16 protein-coding genes are annotated in these 18,554 nt (G+C 70.9%); 11 read left to right on the top strand and 5 right to left on the bottom strand.

What is annotated here, in order from left to right:
- Nucleotides 1–5 precede the first annotated feature (5 nt).
- Nucleotides 6–482 (top strand): DUF3291 domain-containing protein, encoded by a 477-nt coding sequence (locus tag J2853_RS17905; RefSeq protein ID WP_307559365.1) that lies wholly within the window; start codon nt 6–8, stop codon nt 480–482.
- Here J2853_RS17905 and J2853_RS17900 read toward each other — a convergent pair.
- A complete protein-coding gene (locus tag J2853_RS17900; protein WP_307559363.1) occupies nt 428–1,561 on the bottom strand; it encodes a DUF3866 family protein in 1,134 nt (377 codons plus the stop codon). The two genes, J2853_RS17905 and J2853_RS17900, sit on opposite strands and share 55 nt — an antisense overlap.
- 40 nt (nt 1,562–1,601) lie before the next feature.
- Here J2853_RS17900 and J2853_RS17895 point away from each other — a divergent pair, with 40 nt between their 5' ends.
- The 8 genes from J2853_RS17895 to J2853_RS17860 all read left to right on the top strand — a co-directional run bounded on the left by J2853_RS17895 (nt 1,602) and on the right by J2853_RS17860 (nt 10,316).
- Complete coding sequence (locus tag J2853_RS17895; RefSeq protein WP_307559362.1) at nt 1,602–2,561, top strand: helix-turn-helix transcriptional regulator; 960 nt, start codon at nt 1,602–1,604, stop codon at nt 2,559–2,561.
- Nucleotides 2,558–3,514: a helix-turn-helix transcriptional regulator gene (locus J2853_RS17890; RefSeq protein WP_307559360.1), complete on the top strand. Its 957-nt coding sequence runs from the start codon at nt 2,558–2,560 to the stop codon at nt 3,512–3,514. The genes J2853_RS17895 and J2853_RS17890 overlap by 4 nt, the downstream gene beginning before the upstream one ends.
- Nucleotides 3,515–3,808: 294 nt before the next feature.
- Nucleotides 3,809–4,135 carry a Sec-independent protein translocase subunit TatA gene (gene tatA, locus J2853_RS17885; protein WP_307559358.1) on the top strand — a complete coding sequence of 109 codons (327 nt, stop codon included), beginning with the start codon at nt 3,809–3,811 and terminating at the stop codon, nt 4,133–4,135.
- 58 nt (nt 4,136–4,193) lie between these two features.
- Nucleotides 4,194–5,129 carry a twin-arginine translocase subunit TatC gene (tatC, locus tag J2853_RS17880; RefSeq protein ID WP_307559356.1) on the top strand — a complete coding sequence of 312 codons (936 nt, stop codon included), beginning with the start codon at nt 4,194–4,196 and terminating at the stop codon, nt 5,127–5,129.
- 159 nt (nt 5,130–5,288) lie between these two features.
- On the top strand, nt 5,289–6,230 hold the full coding sequence (gene tatC / locus J2853_RS17875; RefSeq protein WP_307559354.1) for a twin-arginine translocase subunit TatC: 942 nt from the start codon (nt 5,289–5,291) through the stop codon (nt 6,228–6,230).
- A 10-nt stretch (nt 6,231–6,240) separates the two neighbouring features.
- A complete protein-coding gene (locus J2853_RS17870) occupies nt 6,241–7,116 on the top strand; it encodes a diacylglycerol kinase (protein ID WP_307559352.1) in 876 nt (291 codons plus the stop codon).
- Between the two features lie 117 nt (nt 7,117–7,233).
- A complete protein-coding gene (locus J2853_RS17865; protein WP_307559351.1) occupies nt 7,234–9,963 on the top strand; it encodes a DEAD/DEAH box helicase in 2,730 nt (909 codons plus the stop codon).
- Nucleotides 9,964–10,148: 185 nt separating this feature from the next.
- The gene (locus tag J2853_RS17860; RefSeq protein WP_307559349.1) at nt 10,149–10,316 is read left to right on the top strand and encodes a hypothetical protein; all 168 of its coding nucleotides are present in this window, start codon (nt 10,149–10,151) and stop codon (nt 10,314–10,316) included.
- An 85-nt stretch (nt 10,317–10,401) separates the two neighbouring features.
- Here the strand turns inward: J2853_RS17860 and J2853_RS17855 are convergent, their stop codons facing one another.
- The 3 genes from J2853_RS17855 to J2853_RS17845 form a co-directional block, all read right to left on the bottom strand.
- Nucleotides 10,402–11,829 carry an RNB domain-containing ribonuclease gene (locus J2853_RS17855; RefSeq protein WP_307568711.1) on the bottom strand — a complete coding sequence of 476 codons (1,428 nt, stop codon included), beginning with the start codon at nt 11,827–11,829 and terminating at the stop codon, nt 10,402–10,404.
- Between the two features lie 233 nt (nt 11,830–12,062).
- Nucleotides 12,063–12,968, bottom strand: a complete 906-nt coding sequence (locus tag J2853_RS17850) for a 5'-3' exonuclease (protein WP_307559347.1) — start codon at nt 12,966–12,968, stop codon at nt 12,063–12,065.
- A 68-nt stretch (nt 12,969–13,036) separates the two neighbouring features.
- Nucleotides 13,037–14,254, bottom strand: a complete 1,218-nt coding sequence (locus tag J2853_RS17845) for a PP2C family protein-serine/threonine phosphatase (protein ID WP_307559345.1) — start codon at nt 14,252–14,254, stop codon at nt 13,037–13,039.
- A gap of 239 nt (nt 14,255–14,493) precedes the next feature.
- On the opposite strand from J2853_RS17845, the gene J2853_RS17840 reads away from it, so the two are divergent.
- Both J2853_RS17840 and J2853_RS17835 read left to right on the top strand, forming a co-directional pair.
- Nucleotides 14,494–15,621 (top strand): M24 family metallopeptidase, encoded by a 1,128-nt coding sequence (locus tag J2853_RS17840; RefSeq protein WP_307559343.1) that lies wholly within the window; start codon nt 14,494–14,496, stop codon nt 15,619–15,621.
- A gap of 78 nt (nt 15,622–15,699) precedes the next feature.
- Nucleotides 15,700–16,845, top strand: a complete 1,146-nt coding sequence (locus tag J2853_RS17835) for an acyl-CoA dehydrogenase family protein (protein WP_307559341.1) — start codon at nt 15,700–15,702, stop codon at nt 16,843–16,845.
- A gap of 196 nt (nt 16,846–17,041) precedes the next feature.
- Here the strand turns inward: J2853_RS17835 and J2853_RS17830 are convergent, their stop codons facing one another.
- A complete protein-coding gene (locus J2853_RS17830) occupies nt 17,042–18,451 on the bottom strand; it encodes a dihydrolipoyl dehydrogenase family protein (RefSeq protein WP_307559339.1) in 1,410 nt (469 codons plus the stop codon).
- Nucleotides 18,452–18,554 lie beyond the last annotated feature (103 nt).

Raw genomic sequence — 18,554 nt, 5'->3', positions numbered from 1 at the left:
ATCCCATGCACTTGGCTCAACTCAATGTCGCGCACATGCGCGCGCCGATGGACTCCCCCGAACTCGCCGACTTCATGGCGGCCCTCGAACCCATCTACAAGGTCTCCGACGCGACACCCGGCTTCGTGTGGCGGCTCGAGGAGGGCGACACCCCCCAGGACCTGATCCAGCACGACTACGGCGACCACCTGGTGATCAACCTTTCGGTGTGGGAGTCGCGCGACGCGCTGTGGGACTTCGTCTACCGCAGCGCGCACCTGGGCGTCATGCAGCGCCGCAGGGAGTGGTTCCTGCGCATGGCGGAGCCGTACACGGTGATGTGGTGGATCCCCGAGGGGTCCGAGCCGACGACGGCCGAGGGCATGAGCCGCCTGGAGCTGCTCAAGGCCGAGGGGCCCACCCCCAAGGCCTTCACCTTCAAGGAGTTCTACGACAGCAACGAGGCCGCGTGGCGGCCGGCGGCGGCCGAGGCCAGGAAGTAGGCCAGGTCCTCGTCCAGGCCCCGGCCCATCGTGGACAGCCGCACCGGAGAGGCGCGCAGCGCCTCGTACAGCCCGTCCACGGGCACCCCGACCAGCTCGTGCCGTACGGCCAGCGGCTCGGCCTGCTCGGTCACCCGCCTGCCGAAGTCGCCGGGCAGTTCCGGCACGGCGACCTGGGCCGGGGCCAGCGCGACCCTCCCGTAGGCGGTCAGCGAGTGGTGGGAGACGCCGATGTGGCGCTCGCGGCTGTCGCCCTCGCTGACCCGCAGCGCCGCGACGGGACGGCCCCCCAGGACGGCGGCCGCGTTGACCGCCTCGCCGGCCGAGACGCCCGAGAAGCCCCAGCGGGTGCCGGTGCCCAGGTTGCCCGGCCCCTGGGTGACGATCGCCACGTCGGCCTCCAGGACGTGCCGGGCCGCCAGCAGGCCCGTGTGCAGCGTCACGGCCTCCACGTCGCCGCCGAAGGACTGACCCACCGTGACCACCCCGCGCAGCCAGCCGGCCTCCTTGAGCCGGGCGCAGGACATGGAGAACCAGGCGGGCAGCGCGCCCCCGTCGAGCATCACGTAGGCGACACGCGCGGGCGGGCGCCCGCCGCCGGGTTCCTGCGGCTCCCGCCCGGCGTCCCCGGGGGCGGCCGGCCGCGGCGGGGGATGCGAGCCGTACAGGCCGCAGAGGATCGCGGGCAGCGCCGAGTGCAGGTCGGCGATGATCACGGGCATGCCGTCCAGGGAGTCGGCCTCGCGGAGCACCTCGTGGAAGGGCGAGTCCTGCTCGTCGGCGCCGAGCACGGTGGCCTGCAACGGGGTGTAGCGAGCCTTCACCAGGTGCCCGGGGCCGTGCGGATCTTCCGGCAATCGGTCGGGAAGTGCCACCACCATGGCGTAACCTCCCGTACCAAGACCCATCGCGAGTGCGGTCGTGTTGAGCAGCACCGCATCGCCGGGTTCCGGACGTCCCACCAGGGCGGGATAGGCCAGTGCGCGCGCACTGCCATCCTCGGTGGTGACGTCGAGTTCCACCGCCCCCGGCCACTCGCGCCGGATCCGCACGACTTCGCCCCTGCGCCATCTGATCACGGGGGGAAGAGTAGCGTCACTCGAACAGGGAGGAGGCCGGATGTCGCGCCGGAAGACCGAGCGGCTGCTCAATCTCGTGATCTGCCTGCTGTCCACGCGGCGGCCGCTCAGCGCCGAGCACATCCGCCAGGCGGTACCCGGCTACGACGCCGAGAACGACGAGGCCTTCCAGCGGATGTTCGAGCGGGACAAGAACGAGCTGCGCGAGATCGGCATCCCGATCGAGGTCCACAAGGACCCCTGGGAGGAAGACCCGGGCTACCGGATCGTCCGCCAGGCCTACGAGCTGCCTGAGATCACCCTGGAGCCCGACGAGGCGGCCGTGGTGGGCCTGGCGGCCCAGGTGTGGCAGCGGGCCAGTCTGGCCGAGGCGGCCAGCGGGGCGCTGCTCAAGTTGCGCGCGGGCGGGGTGGAGACCGACGAGGCGGGCGGGATGCTCGGCGGGGCGCTGGAGTTGCGGGTGGACACCCGCGACCCGTCCTTTCCCGCGCTGTGGGAGGCCGTACGCGACCGGCGCGCGGTCCGCTTCGCCTACCGCGGGGCCACCGGCCAGAGCGTGCTGACCCGCACGGTGGAGCCGTGGGGCGTGGTCAGCCGCCGCGGCCGCTGGTACGTGGTGGGTCACGACCGCGACCGCGACGCGCCCCGGGTGTTCCGGCTCAGCCGGATCAGCGGGGCGGTCACCACGATCGGCCGGCCCGGGGCCGTGGTGGTGCCCGAGGGGGTCGACATCACGTCGATGGTCGGCTACAGCGACGACCTGAACGTCTCGGAGCGCATCGCCCTCATCCGGGTCAGGGAGGGCACCTGCCAGGGGCTGCGCCAGGTGGCGAAGGCCGTACGGCCCGGCCCCGGCGGGTGGGACGAGCTGGACATCGACTTCACCGACCCCGCGCGGCTGGCCGGGTGGGTCGTGGGCTTCGCCGCCGACGCCGAGGTGATCGGGCCGCCGGACGCCCGAGACGCCGTGATCTGCCGCCTGAAGGGAGCACTCCTATGAGCACGGCCGACCGCCTGCCCAGGCTGCTGGCACTGGTTCCCTACCTGATGTCGCATCCCGGCGCCCAGGTCCCCGAGGTCGCGAAGATCTTCGGGCTGAGCGAGAAGCAGCTCATCGACGACCTGCAGCTGGTGTGGATGTGCGGGCTGCCCGGCCACACCCCCGGCGACCTGATCGACGTGTCGTGGGACGGCGGGGAGATCCTCATCGACAACGCCGACACCATCGCCCGCCCGCTACGACTGGGCATCGACGAGGCCAGCGCCCTGCTGGTGGCACTGCGGATGCTCGCCGAGATGCCCGAGTTCGGCGAGCGCGACGCGCTGGCCAGGGTCATCGCCAAGTTCGAGCAGGCCTCGGGCGAGGGCGCGGCGGCGGTCAGCAACCAGGTCGCGGTCGAGGTGGACGCCACGCCCGACGCGCTGCCCGCCGTCAACGAGGCGCTGCGGCGCGGCAGGCGGCTTTCCCTGCGGTACTACGTGCCGGGGCGCGACGAGATCACCCCGCGCGAGGTCGATCCGATGCGCCTGGTCGTGGTGGACGGACGCTCCTACCTGTCGGGCTGGTGCTACCGGGCCGAGGCGGTGCGGTTGTTCCGGCTGGACCGGATGCTCACCGTCGAGGTGCTCGACGTGGCCGCCGACCCGCCCGCCGACGCCGTGCCCGACGAGGTGGCCTCCGGGGTGTTCCGGCCCTCGCCCACCGACGAGCTGGTGGAGCTGGAGCTGACCCCCGAGGGCCGCTGGGTGGCCGAGTACTACCCCTGCGAGCGGGTCGAGGAGCTCGGGGAGGGGCGTCTGCGGGTGGCACTGCGGGCCCGCGACCAGGGCTGGCTGGTACGGCTGGCGCTGCGCCTGGGCGACAGCGGCCGGGTGATCTCGCCGGCCTCGCTGGCCGAGAGCGTGCGGGCCGCCGCGATGTCGGCACTCAATCGTTACGAGTCGGTTTCCTGACTTCCGGTGTTGGTTAGGATGTCACTGAATGAGCTGGATCATGGCCGCGGTCGCTGTGGCCTTCGCGGGACTGGTCGTCCTTGGTTTTCTCGGTGTTCGCGTGCTGCGGGCGGCCACAGAACTTGGACGTGAGGTGAACAGAACGCGGGAGAGGCTTGAGTCCACGCAAACCCTCCTCAGGTAAAAGACCGGGACAATACAGGGCCCGAAGGGATGAGTCTGTCCCTGAGCAGCGTACGATCGGGCCAGAGAACGCACGTCAAGAATGCACGTCGCTCGGCGTAAGGATGTGTCATGCCCAACCTCGGACCCACTGAACTCATCATCATCGGGCTGATCCTGGTGCTGCTGTTCGGGGCAAAGAAGCTGCCGGAAGCCGCCCGCGGCCTCGGCCGTTCCCTTCGCATCTTCAAGTCGGAGACCGCCAAACTCCGTGATGAGGACGAGACGGAGACGGCGACCGCCACGGTCGTCCAGGCGCAGCCTCAGCCCGCCGCCCCCGTTCCGCCGCCGATCACCGCGGCCCCGGCCTCCCCGCTGAGCGCCGAGGAGCAGGCCCGCGCCCTTGAGGAGCAGGCCGCCAGGCTCCGTGCCCAGGCCGGTGCGCCCAAGACCCAGTAGGCGGTAGTCGCCTTAAGATCGACCCTGATCACCCGATTCGTCAGACCAGGATTCGCGAATGGCGCTGCTGAAGTGGCCCAAGCCGGGCCGGAACGGGGCGACACCGCCCGCCGACTCGGCCGAGGGCCGTATGCCGCTCATGGATCATCTTCGTGAGTTGCGCAACCGGCTGGTCATCGCCCTGCTCGGGTTGCTCGCCGGCATCATCATCGGATTCATCTTCTTCGATCCGATCTGGCACTTCGTCGCCGAGCCGTACTGTGGCCTGCCGCAGGCCCAGGAGCTGCGGCCCGGGCAGTGCACGATGTTGATTCTCGGGGTCTTCGACTCGTTCTTCGTGAACCTCAAGGTCGCGGCGATGTTCGGGCTGGTGGTCTCCTCGCCGGTCTGGCTCTGGCAGATCTGGGGGTTCGTCACCCCGGGCCTGTACCGCAACGAGAAGCGATACTCGATCCTGTTCATCACCTTGGCGGTGCCGCTGTTCCTGGCGGGCGCGGGCGTGGCCTACTTCGTGATGGACACGGGCCTGTCGATCCTGCTCGGGTTCGCCCCTCCGGGGGCGATGGCGGGCATCACCATCGACGAATACCTCGGCTACGCGCTGATCATGCTTGTCATCTTCGGCATCTCCTTCGAGCTGCCGTTGCTGATGGTCTTCCTGAACGTCATCGGGGTGCTGCCGCACCGGGTGGTGGCCAAGCACCGCCGCATGGTCATCTTCATCATGTTCGTCTTCGCCGCGGTCGCGACCCCGGGCGGCGACCCGTTCACGATGATCGCGCTCGCCCTGCCGATGGTGGTGCTGTTCGCCCTGGCGGAGGGGTTCATGTACCTGCGGGAGAGAAGGCGCCCGAAGGACGAGGACTTCTCCCATCTCGACGACGACGAGGCCTCTTCTCTCGGCGATGAGGATGATCCGATCGAGGCCGTGACGCCGGTCGACGATCCGTCCGCTATCGATTCGAGAACGACCGACGCCGACCCCGGCAAATAGGGGGTAGGTTCCGGGTGTGCCCGGAAAGATCGCTGTCCCCGTCGACCCCGCAGCCAGGCTCTGCGCCCGGTCCGGTGCGCTCGGGATGCGGGATGCGGTAGGCGGCGGCAACCCCAGGAGCGGTCCTGATCATCCGACTCGTCAGATCGGGATTCGCGAATGGCGCTGCTGAAGTGGCCCAAGCCGGGCCGGAACGGGGCGACACCGCCCGCCGACTCGGCCGAGGGCCGTATGCCGCTCATGGATCATCTTCGTGAGTTGCGCAACCGGCTGGTCATCGCCCTGCTCGGGTTGCTCGCCGGCATCATCATCGGATTCATCTTCTTCGATCCGATCTGGCACTTCGTCGCCGAGCCGTACTGCGCTCTGCCGCAGGCCCAGGAATTGCGGTCCGGGCAGTGCACGATGTTGATTCTCGGGGTCTTCGACGCGTTCTTCGTGAACCTCAAGGTCGCGGCGATGTTCGGGCTGGTGGTCTCCTCGCCGGTCTGGCTCTGGCAGATCTGGGGGTTCGTCACCCCGGGCCTGTACCGCAACGAGAAGCGATACTCGATCCTGTTCATTCTCATGGCCGTCCCGCTGTTCCTGGCGGGCGCGGGTCTGGCCTACGTCGTGATGGACAAGGGCCTGTCGATCCTGCTCGGGTTCGCTCCTCCGGGGGCGATGGCGGGCATCACCATCGACGAATACCTCGGCTACGCGCTGGTCATGCTCATCGTTTTCGGCGTCTCCTTCGAGCTGCCGTTGCTGATGGTCTTCCTGAACGTCATCGGGGTCCTGCCGCACCGGGTGGTGGCCAAGCACCGCCGCATGGTCATCTTCATCATGTTCCTCTTCGCGGGGATCGCCACTCCGAGCACGGACCCGTTCTCGATGATCGCGCTCGCCCTGCCGATGGTGGTGCTGTTCGCCCTGGCGGAGGGGTTCATGTACCTGCGGGAGAGGAGACGTCCGAAGGACGAGGACTTCTCCCATCTCGACGACGACGAGGCCTCCCCTCTCGGGGACGAGGACAGTCCGATCGGGGCCGTGACGCCGGTCGACGATCCGTCCGCTATCGATTCGAGAACGACCGACGCCGATCCGGCAGGTAGAGGATAAGTTCCGGGATGTGCCCGGAGAGATCGCTGTGCTCGTCAATCCCGCCGCTCGCGGGGGCCGCTCGCGAGGTCTGCTCGCCCCGGTGCTGACCAGGCTCCGGCAGGGCGGCGCCGAGGTATCAGTGATCATGGGGGAGTCCGCCGCCGACACCCTGGAACGCGCCTGCACCGTCGTGGCCGAGGATCCCGCCGCGCTGGTGGCCTTCGGCGGGGACGGGCTGGTCCACCTGGCCGTCCAGGCCGTCGCGGGGACCGGCGTGCCCCTGGGCGTCATCCCCGCCGGAACCGGCAACGACATCGCCGGAGCCCTCGGCGTCCCGGCGAAGAACACCCTGGCCGCCGCGGATCTCGTGCTCGGCGGCCGGGTCCGCACGATCGACGCCGCGAAGATCGGCAGGGACGAGTGGTTCGCGGGGGTGGTCTGCTGCGGGTTCGACTCCCGCGTCAACGAGCGGGCCAACCGGATGACGTGGCCGCCCGGCATGGCGAAGTACCTGGTCGCGCTGGCCGGAGAGCTGAGTTCCTTCCGGCCGATCCCCTTCCGGCTGGATCTCGACGGGGAGGTGATCGAGCGCGAGGCCATGCTGGTCGCGGTCGGCAACACCGCCTCCTACGGCGCCGGGATGCGCGTCTGCCCGGACGCGCTACCGGACGACGGGCTGCTGGACGTGACGATCCTCGGCGCCGTGCCCAAGAGCGAGTTCCTGCGCCTCTTTCCCCGCGTCTACAAGGGCTCCCACGTCACCCACCCTTCCGTCACCGTCAGGCGCGCCCGCCGGATCACGCTGGAGGCCCCCGGCGTGACCGCCTACGCCGACGGCGAGCGGATCGGCCCCACCCCGTTGACCTGTGAGATCGTGCCCGGCGCACTGAGGGTTCTCGTCTAGTGCCTCCGGCCGGGAGCTCCGCCGACCGCGATCGGCGGCGCCACAGGACCGGATACACCTCACGCTCCCCGTCCGCGGCGGACGGACCGGAATCCCGATATCGGTAGGCTGGAGAACATGACGACCCCAGCGGAACGTTACGCTGCCTTCCGTCAGAGCCAGGCCGAGAGTGGGCCGGCGCTGACCTCGTTCCGCGGTCTGTACGATTTCGAGCTCGACGACTTCCAGCTCGACGCCTGCCGGGCGCTGGAGGCGGGCGACGGAGTCCTCGTGGCGGCGCCCACCGGGTCGGGCAAGACCGTCGTGGGCGAGTTCGCGGTGCACCTGGGCCTTCAGGAGGGCCGCAAGTGCTTCTACACCACCCCGATCAAGGCGCTGTCCAACCAGAAGTACAACGACCTGGTAAAGCGGTACGGCGCGGACAACGTCGGCCTGCTCACGGGCGACAACAGCGTCAACGGTGAGGCTCCGATCGTCGTCATGACGACCGAGGTGCTGCGCAACATGCTCTACGCGGGCTCCGGCACCCTGACCGGGCTCGGGTTCGTCGTCATGGACGAGGTGCACTACCTGGCCGACCGGTTCCGCGGCGCGGTCTGGGAAGAGGTGATCATCCACCTGCCCGAGTCGGTGCGGCTGGTCGCCCTGTCGGCCACGGTCAGCAACGCCGAGGAGTTCGGCGAGTGGATGGGGGAGGTCCGCGGCGACACGAGCGTCATCGTCGACGAGCACCGCCCGGTCCCGCTCTGGCAGCACATGCTCGTCGGGCACCGCCTGTACGACCTGTTCGTGACCGACGAGGACGGCCGGCGTCCCCACATCAACCCGAACCTGCTGCGGATCGCCAAGGACGAGGAGCGCCAGGCGTTCGGCAAGGGCCGGCGAGGCTACGCGCGCCCACGCAGGAACGGCCCGCCCGACCGGGCCGCGGCCATCGAGCGGCTCAACGCCGACTTCCTGCTGCCCGCGATCACCTTCATCTTCTCCAGGGTCGGCTGCGACGCCGCCGTCATGCAGTGCCTGCAGGCCGGGATCCGGCTCACCACCGACGCCGAACGCCACGAGATCCGGCAGATCGTCGACGAGCGCACCGCGCACCTGCCCGACGAGGACCTGACCGTGCTCGGCTACCTCGAATGGCGCGACGCCCTGGAGCGCGGCCTGGCCGCCCACCACGCGGGCATGCTCCCGGCCTTCAAGGAGGTCGTCGAGGAACTGTTCACCCGGGGCCTGGTCAAGGCCGTGTTCGCCACCGAGACCCTCGCGCTGGGCATCAACATGCCCGCCCGCTCCGTAGTGATCGAGAAGCTCGACAAGTGGAACGGCGAGACCCACGCCGACCTCACGCCCGGCGAATACACCCAGCTCACCGGGCGGGCCGGTCGGCGCGGCATCGACGTGGAGGGCCACGCGGTGGTCCAGTGGCAGCCGGGCACCGACCCCCTGCAGGTCGCCGGCCTGGCGAGCACCCGCACCTACCCGCTGCGCTCCAGCTTCCGCCCCTCCTACAACATGGCGGTCAACCTGGTCGGCCAGGTGGGCAGGGAGCGCGCCAGAGCCCTGCTGGAGTCCTCCTTCGCGCAGTTCCAGGCCGACCGGGCCGTGGTGGGCCTCGCCAAGCAGGTGCGCCGCGCCGAGGAGGCCCTGGAGGGCTACCGCGAGGCGATGACCTGCCACCTGGGTGACTTCCAGGAGTACGCCGCGATGCGCAGGGCGCTGTCGGACCGGGAGGCCGAGCTGTCGCGTCAGCGAGGCTCGGCCCGCAGGCTGCAGGCGGTGCGCTCGCTGGAGGCGCTGAAGCCCGGTGACATCATCCGTGTCCCCGGCGGGCGCCGCGCCGGTCTGGCCATCGTCCTCGACGCGGGGCTCAACTCCCGGGGCGAGGGCCCGTCCCCGCTGGTGCTGACCATCGGCAAGCAGGTCAAGAAGCTGTCGCCGGCCGATTTCCCCGTCCCGGTGGAGCCGGTCGAGCACCTGCGCATCCCGAAGAACTTCAACGCGCGCTCACCCAAGGAGCGGGCCAACCTGATCTCCTCCGTACACGCCAAGATCGGTGATCGCGACTTCGGCAAGCCGGCCAGGGCACGCGACCACGCGGTCGAGGACGACGAGATCCTCCGCCTGCGCAGGGAGATCCGCCAGCACCCCTGTCACGGCTGCGACGAGCGGGAGGACCACGCGCGCTGGGCCGAGCGCTACTACAAGCTGCTGCGCGAGAACGAGGGCCTGCGCCGCAGGGTCGAGGGCCGCTCCCACGTCATCGCCCGCACCTTCGACAAGGTCTGCGGGGTGCTCGACCAGCTCGGCTACCTCGACGGCGAGAACGTCACCACCGAGGGCCGCCGCCTGGGCCGGCTCTACACCGAGCTGGACCTGCTCACCGCCGAGTGCCTGCGCGCCGGGCTCTGGAACGACCTGGACCCGGCCGAGCTGGCCGCAAGCGTGTCCTCGCTGGTCTTCGAGTCCCGGCAGTCCGACGACGCCCGGCAGCCGAAGGTCCCCGCCGGTGGCGTGCAGAAGGCGCTGGCGGACATGGTCCGGCTCTGGAGCGACCTGGAGGCCATCGAGAGCGACCACGGCCTGTCGTTCATCAGGGAGCCCGACTTCGGCTTCGCCTGGGCGGCCTTCCGCTGGGCCAAGGGCTACAGCCTGGACGCGGTGCTCCGCGACGGGGTCAACGGCTCCGAGCTGGCCGCAGGTGACTTCGTGCGCTGGACCAAGCAGCTGCTCGACCTGCTCGGCCAGATCTCCGACGCGGCTCCCGCGGGCAGCAAGGTCAAGCAGAACGCGGGCAAGGCGATGGACGCCATGCGACGCGGGGTGGTGGCCTACTCGTTCTTGACGTGAGGTTCCGACGTCAGGATTCGGCGTGGGATGTGACGTCGGGCGCCGACGCGGACCGTTGGCTGACCGCCCGGTCAATACCCTGTGACGAACAGGCGGCGGAACGTAGCCTCCAGGACCGTTTCCGGGGTTGCCGCACCGGACATCCCCCTGGTGGAAGCAGTTGACCCCCGCACAGGGAGGTAAGGATGTTCGCCCTCGTCGCCGCACTGCTCTTCGTGCTCGCCCTGATCTTCGATATCGCCGGAGTGGCGGTCGGCACCGTCGTGACCGCGGCCACACTCTCCATCGCCGGGCTGCTCTGCATCGCGCTGCACCTGATGGGTGTGGGCGCGGGCTGGAGCCTGAAGAGGTAGTACTTCCCGCAGGTCGAGGTCGCGTCCGGGCTCCGGGCGCGGCCTCAGTCGTCCGGCACGGTCAGGCCGGGCACGGCGGCGTAGGTCAGGCCAGGCTGAAACGGACCTCCCGGGTGGCCGGGTCGGCGCGCGTCAGCCGTACCCGGACCGTCTCGCCCAGCGGCAGCCGCTCACCGTCGCAGCGGGCCACCACCGCCGGGTCGGCGATCTGCACCTGCGCCCACGGCCGGTTCTCCTCCACGTCGATCACCACGGCGTCGAACGTCTGGCCCACCTTCTCGCGCAGCACGAACGCCTCCACCAGGTCCACGCACGCCCGCTCGACCGCGTTCGCCCGCCGCCCGGTCGCCTGCATGATGTCGGGCAGCTCGTCCATGGCCTTCTGGATGTCCTCGGGAACCGGCTCGCCCGCCGCGATGGCCAGGCAGATCCCGGTGGCGTAGCGGTCGATGAGGCGGCGCAGCGGCGCGGTCACGTGCGCGTAGGGCGCGGCCACCGCGGCGTGGTACGCCTGGACGGGCGGCTCGCCGTTGAACGCCACGTATCCGGCGCCGCGCAGCAGCACCGTCGACTCCCGCAGGAACGCGGCCTGTGCGGGGACCTTCGGATCCAGGGCGTGCACGACGTCGCCGTAGGCGGCGCCCTCCGGCCACGGCACCCCGAGCGCGGCGGCCATCCGGCGGACCTGGGCGACCCTTTCCGCGGGGGCGGGCGGCAGCACGCGCAGCAGGCCGATCTCGGCGTCCAGCATCATCGAGGCGGCGGCCATGCCGGTCAGCAACGAGATCTGGGCGTTCCAGGCCTCGGCCTCCAGCGGGACGCGCAGCTCCACGTGGTAGCCGTCCCCGTCGGCGACGACCTCCTGGTCGGGCACGGGCAGCGTGACCCCGCCCCTCGCCCGTTCCAGGGTGAGCCGGAGCCGGCCGATCTCGGCCAGCAGCCGCAGGGTCCCGTCGGCGGTGCCGGTGTCGACCGCCGCCTGCACGTAGTCGTAGTCGAGCCGCTCCCGGCTGCACACGAGAGCGCGGGTCACGTCGGCGCCCACGATCTGGCCGTCGGCATCCAGGTCGACGCACCACAGCGCGGCCGGCCGGGTCACCCCGGGCAGCAGGCTGGCCGCGCCCTCCGACAGGACCGCCGGGTGCAGCGGCACCCGGCCGTCGGGCATGTAGACGGTCTCACCCCGGTCGCGCGCCTCGGCGTCGATCACCCCGCCCGGCCTGACGAACGCCCCGACGTCGGCGATGGCGTACCAGACGCGGTAGCCGCCGGGCTGCTCCTCCAGGTGCATGGCCTGGTCCAGGTCCATGGAGCCCGGCGGGTCGACGGTGATCAGCGGGAGGTCGGTCCGGTCCTGCTCGGGAAGCGAGGGAACCCTGGAGACCCACTCGGCCTCGTCGATCACGGCCCCGGGGAACTCCTCCGGAAGCCTCATCTCCCTGCGGATGCGTTCGAAACCGTCGTCGAGCCGCGGATGGGACTCTCCGGGCACCCGGATGCTCTTATGAGGCACAGTGAGCAACCTACCGCTCCTTGCGGCGGTGTTCACTGGCCGCTCTGGGACCGCGCTCCGGTCACGGCGCCGCGCCGAGGGTCACGAGGCGGCGTCGAGGGTTCACGAGGCGGCGTCGAGGGTCACGAGGCGGCGTCGAGGGTTCACGAGGCGGCGTCGAGGGTTCACGAGGCGGCGTCGAGGGTTCACGAGGGCGCGACGCGGCGTCGGGGGTCACAAAGCCGGGTCGAGGGTCACGACGCGGTTTCGAGCGCGGTGGACAGGCGGCCCAGGGGGCTGCCGAGGCCGTAGCGCTCGGACAGGGCGGCCAGGGCCTGCGGGTCGCGGGGCTTGGCGGGAAGCGTGAGCTCGGCCGCCGGGATCGGCACGTGGCGGGCGACCTGGACCACGGCCGGGGCGACCCGCAGGTAGTCGCGGGCGGCCGACAGCTTGGCGCGCTGGCCCGAGGTCAGCTCGTCTCCCTCGTCCGCGGCTCTGATCAGGGCCTCCAGCGAGCCGAAGCGGGTGATCAGGGCCGCCGCGGTCTTGTCTCCCACCCCGGGCACGCCCGGAAGACCGTCGCTGGGGTCGCCGCGCAGGGTGGCGAAGTCCGCGTAGGCACGCCCGGGGATGCCGTACTTGGCGGTGACCGCGGCCTCGTCGACGAGCTGGAGGTTCTTGACCCCTCTCGCGGTGTAAAGGACGCGAATCGGCTGGGCGTCGTCCACCAGCTGGAACAGGTCCCGGTCACCGGTGACGATGTCGACCTGTCCCGAGGCCCGTACGGCGAGCGTGCCCATCACGTCGTCGGCCTCGTACCCGGCCACGCCGAGGCGGGTGATGCCCACCGCGTCGAGCACCTGCTCGATCACCGGCACCTGAGGGGCGAGGGTGGCCGGGGTCTCCTCGGCGTCGCCGGAGGCGACCCGGTGCGCCTTGTAGGTCGCGATGGCCGCCACCCGGAAGGCCGGGCGCCAGTCGGCGTCCATGCAGGCGACGAGCTCGGCGGGGGAGTGCTCCCTGACCAGCATGGCGATCATGTCGATGACGCCGCGGATCGCGTTGACGGGCATCCCGTCGGGAGCGGTCATCGACTCCGGGATCCCGTAGAAGGCGCGGTAGTAAAGAGAGGGGGTGTCGAGAAGCATCAGGCCGGGCATGGCGACCATTTAACCAACTAACCGAGCGCGCCGATCGATCGAACGCGTCGATCGACGGATTCGGACGATCAGCCCAGCACGCCGATCGCCAGCACGCAGGTGTCGTCTTCGGGGTTGGGCCCCCCGATCAGCTCGATGAGATGGTCCAGGCCGTCGTCCAGATCCCCCCGGAGCAACGCCGCCGCCTCCAGGGCCAGCGCGAGGCCCTCGTCGATGTCGCGGGTGCGCCGCTCGACCAGCCCGTCGGTGAACAGCAGCAGCAGATCCCCCTCCCGCAGCGCCACCCCCGCCAGGTCGTACGGCTCGTCGAGGGTGGCGCCGAGCAGCACCCCGTTGGGCGGATCGAGCTGGATGGCCACCCCGTCGCGGACCAGGATCGGCGCCGGATGCCCGGCCTGCCCCCAGGTGAACACGCCGGTGATGGGGTCGAGATGGCCGACCACCGCGGTCGCCGTGGTCTCCACCAGCCGGTGCAGCACCAGGTCGTTGAGCCAGGTCAGCAGCCGGTCGGGGGACTCTCCGGTCATCGCGAGGCCGACCAGCGCGTGACGGAGCTGGGCCATCCGGGAGATCGCCGGCAGGCCGTGCCCGGACACGTCGCCGATGGCCAGCACCACCCGGCCGTCGGGCAGGGCGATGGCGTCGTACCAGTCGCCGCCCAGCTCGGCCTTGACGCCCGCCGCGACGTAACGGACGGCGATGCGGGTGTGAGGCAGGTCGATGGTGGCGCCCAGGCCGGGCATGATCGCCTCGCGCAGGGCCACGCTCATGTGCCGCTCCTCGGCCGCCTGCTCCCGGACCTCCAGCAGCTGGCTCCGGGACTCCGACATGATCCGCTCGGCCCGGCGGCGGCCGGTGATGTCCTGGATGACGCCGTGCACGGCGGCGCACCCGCCGGTCGCGACGGGGTCGAGCGCCGCGCGCAGATGGCGCACCTCTCCCCGGCGGCGGATGCGGAACTCGACCTCCCCGGATTCGGACCGGTGCACGACGGCCCACAACAACTGGTCCAGGCCCGCCTGGTCGATCGGCTCGGCATGGCCGACCAGATCACGCAGGTGGATCGGGCCCTCTTCGTGGTCGCGGCCGAAAATCGTGTAGACCTGATCGGACCAGATGGACTCTCCGGTCTGGAGATTCCACTCGGCCCAGCCCATGTCGCCCAGGCGTGCCGCGTGGGCGAGTCGTGCGCTGAGGAGTTGCTGCTCCACGGCCATGTGCTCATCCAGCTCTCCGCGCAACCGCTGCACTATCTCTGCTGTGGTCAACGGGGCCGAATCGGTCACGCGGTCGTTTCGTGGGTGGAGGGGTGGCTGGTGGCCGCCCACTACGCCGACCATGTAGCTCGCTCTCGAAATGTGTGGCCTTACAGACATCGGCCTTACGGACATTTTGCCAACAAAATGTGATCGTACTTCAACGGATTGTAGTGCTGGGGTGGGCTCCCCGGCTGCTTTTCCGGACTTTCGGTCCTCGCTCCAGGGCCGGATGCGATGTCCGTTCGCCCCGGATTAGATTGGTCGCTGTGACGATTGATGCGACAACGGAGTCCTCTGATCTTTATCCCGTTACCCGGCTGGCCGCGGCGCGGGAGGCGACGGCAGCCGCCGGAATCGACGCCCTGCTGCTCACGCCCGGCCCCGATCTTCGTTATGTGACCGGCTACGAGGCACTGCCGCTCGAGCGGCTCACCTGCCTCGTGCTGCCGGCCGAGGGCGAGGCCTTCCTGATGGTGCCCCGTCTGGAGCTGCCCGCGGCCGAGCACTCCCCGGCCTCGCGGCTCGGCGTCGAGTTCGTCCCCTGGGACGAGACCGACGACCCCTACGCGGTCGTCGCGGCGCGCTTGGGCAAGGTCGGCAGGATCGGCCTCGCGGACCGCATGTGGGCGATGCAGTCGCTGCGCTTCCGCGACGCGATCCCCGCCGCCGAACAGGTGCTCGCCGGGAGCGTCCTGCGCGAGCTGCGCATGCGCAAGAGCCCGGCCGAGGTGGCGGCGCTACGGAAGGCGGGCGCCGCGATCGACGCCGTCCACGCCCAGGTGGCCGGTTTCCTGCGGCCCGGCAGGACCGAGCGCGAGGTCGGCAGGGACATCGCCGAGGCGATCATCGAGTCCGGGCACGCGACGGTCGACTTCGTCATCGTCGCCTCGGGACCCAACGGAGCCAGCCCGCACCACGAGCTGTCGGACCGGGTCATCCAGGCGGGCGAGCCCGTCGTGGTCGACATCGGCGGCCAGATGCCCGGCGGCTACTGCTCCGACTCCACCCGGGTCTACTGCGTGGGAGAGCCGCCGGCCGACTTCGTGAAGTACTACGACGTGCTCCAGCGCGCCCAGCAGGCCGCCTGCGACGCCGTACGGCCGGGCGTGTCGTGCGAGTCGATCGACGCCGCCGCGCGCGAGATGATCGAGGCCGAGGGCTACGGGCAGTACTTCATCCACCGCACCGGTCACGGCATCGGCCTGGAGACCCACGAGGAGCCCTACATCGTCGCCGGCAACACCGAGCCGATGGCGCCGGGCTTCGCCTTCTCCGTCGAGCCGGGCATCTACCTGCCGGGGCTCCACGGCGCCCGCATCGAGGACATCCTCATCTGCACCGAGGACGGCGGCGAACGGGTCAACCACCGACCTCACGAACTCACCATTGTGTAACAGATGCCACAATCGGGATGACCGGTCACCCCGGTCGTCCCTTTTGTTGTTCGCACCCATTACCTGGAGAGTGCGGAAATGTCTGTTGAACGCGTTCTGCCGGCCGGCGACGCCCACGACCTGCTGGACCTGGTCCGCGACCTGATCGGCAAGGAGGTCGCGCCCCGGGCGGCGGCCGACGAGTCCGCCGGGCGCTTCCCCCGCGAGGTGTTCACCACCCTCGGCAGGGCCGGGCTGCTCGGCCTGCCCTACTCCGAGGAGTACGGCGGCGCGGCGCAGCCGTACGAGGTCTACCTTCAGATGATCGAGGAACTCGCGGCCGGCTGGCTGGCGGTCGGCCTCGGCCTGTCGGTCCACACCCTGTCGTGCTTCCCCGTCGCCGCGTACGGCACCCCCGAGCAGCGCGAGGCACTGCTGCCGGAGATGCTCGGCGGCGAGCTGCTCGGCGCCTACTGCCTGTCCGAGCCCCAGTCCGGCTCCGACGCCGCGGCACTGACCACCCGCGCCGCCCGCGACGCCGACGGCTACACCGTGGACGGCGTCAAGGCGTGGATCACCCACGGGGGCGCCGCCGACTTCTACACCCTGATGGCGCGCACCTCCGGCACCGGCGGGCGCGGCATCTCCTGCTTCCACGTGCCCGCAGGATCGGCGGGCCTGTCGTTCGGCGAGCCCGAGCGGAAGATGGGCATGAAGTCCTCGCCGACGGCGCAGGTCCGCTTCGACGGGGTACGGCTCGCACCCGGCGCGCTCCTGGGCGCCGAGGGGGAGGGGTTCCGCATCGCGATGGCCGCCCTGGACGGCGGAAGGCTCGGCATCGCCGCCTGCGCCGTCGGCGTCGCACAGGCCGCCTTCGACGCCGCCACCGCCTACGCCAAGGAGCGCAGGCAGTTCGGCTCGCGCATCGTCGACTTCCAGGGAATCGGCTTCATGCTCGCGGACATGGCCACCCGGATCGCCGCCGCCCGAGCCCTCTACCTGGACGCCGCCCGCCTGCGCGACGCGGGCAGGCCGTACGGCACGCGGGCGGCGATGGCCAAGCTGTTCGCCACCGACATGTGCATGAAGGTCACCACCGACGCCGTCCAGATCTTCGGCGGCTACGGCTACGTCGAGGACTTCCCGGTCGAGCGGTACATGCGGGAGGCCAAGGTCCTGCAGATCGTGGAAGGCACCAACCAGGTCCAGCGCCTGGTGATCAGCCGGGCGATCGCCAAAGACTGACGGCACCGGGGCGGGCGCCGCGCTCCACTCCTGAGAGGGCGGCGCCACGCTGACGCATCTTCCCGCGTTCCGGAGAACGCCGGACACGACGTCCGCCCGATCGGCGACCTCGCCCTGAGCCACCGATCCCGACCCGCTCACGGACGCGAGGCGACCGGGCGGGCCGAGGCGGAGGGGAGGCGCGCCGTCTCGCTCGTCAGAGCCCGTACTCCTCCAGCAGCCGCAGCCAGATCTCGCTGACGGTGGGGAAGGACGGCACCGCGTGCCAGAGCCGGTCGAGGGGCACCTCGCCGGTGACCGCGACCGTCGCGGCGTGCAGCAGTTCGGCCACCCCGGGGCCGACGAAGGTCACGCCCAGCAGGACGCGCCGCCGCTCGTCCACGACGGCCTTGGCCCGGCCCCGGTAGCCGTCGCCGAGCAGGTAGGCGCCGGAGACCCGGCCCAGGTCGTACTCGACCACGCGCACGTCGAATCCCTCGGCGCGGGCGGCGGCCTCGGTCCGGCCGACCGCGCAGACCTGCGGGTCGGTGAAGATCACCTGCGGTGCGCCGTACCCGCCCGCCACGTCGCGCATGGAGGGAAGGTCGTCGCGCTCACCCTTGGCCCGTGCGGCGATGACGTCACCGCACGCCCTGCCCTGGTACTTGCCCATGTGGGTGAGCAGGTTGCGGCCGTTGACGTCGCCCACGGCGTACAGCCAGCCGTCGGCGACCGCGGTGGCGCGCATGCTGTCGTCGACCTCCACCGGGCGCCCGGCGGGCAGGCCGAGGGTGTCCAGGCCGAGATCGTCGCTCGCGGCGCGCCTGCCGGTGGCCACCAGCAGCTCGTCCGCCTCGATGGGCGGGCCCTCGGACAGGTGGACGGTCAGCGGGCCCCCGGGCCGGGGCCGTTCCACCTTCGTCGCCTGCACGCCGGTGCGCACCACGATGCCGGCCTCGGCGAAGGACCGCGCCACGAACTCCGCGGCGAACGGCTCCACCCTGTCGAGCAGCCCGCCGCGCACCAGCATCGTCGTCTCCTCGGCGCCGAGCCCGTGCATGGCCTGGGCCATCTCGCAGGCCACCACGCCTCCGCCCAGCACGACCAGCCGTTTCGGGACGCTCTTGGTGGCGGTGACCTCGTGGCTCGTCCACGGCGCGGCCTCGGCCAGGCCGGGGATCGGCGGGATGACCGCGTGGCTTCCGGTGGCCAGCACGACCGCGTGCCTGGCGGTCAGCAGCCGGGTCGATCCGTCGGGCGCGGTCACCAGGACCCGTTTCGGGCCGTCCAGCCGCCCCCGGCCGCGCACCAACTCCACCGGCACGCCGTCGAGCCACTCGACCTGGCCGCCGTCGTTGAAATATGAGACGGCCTCGTCACGCCGGGCGAGCACGGCACCGGAGTCGATCGGGCCCAGGGTCAGGCCGGGCACCCGGCTGACCTCGCCCATCAGGTCGACCGGGCGGAGCAGGGCCTTGCTGGGGATGCACGCCCAGTAGGAGCACTCCCCGCCCACCAGGTTCCCCTCCACGATCGCCGCGTTCAGCCCGCCCCGGACCGCGCGAGCCGCCGCGTTCTCCCCCGCGGGGCCGGCCCCGACAACGATCACATCGAATTCGTCCGCCACGACGTACCTCCAAGAAAGAACCGGCCGCAGACCGCGTGCCGGCCTGGTGATCCGGTCATACCAGCTTTGCACTGCCGCGCCGGTGAAAGGAGGCCGGGATACG

Origin of the sequence: Streptosporangium lutulentum, from assembly GCF_030811455.1 — a bacterium.
Lineage (GTDB): Bacteria > Actinomycetota > Actinomycetes > Streptosporangiales > Streptosporangiaceae > Streptosporangium > Streptosporangium lutulentum.
Note: the sequence above shows the minus strand (reverse complement) of the source record. Positions and strands in the feature narration are given on the sequence as shown.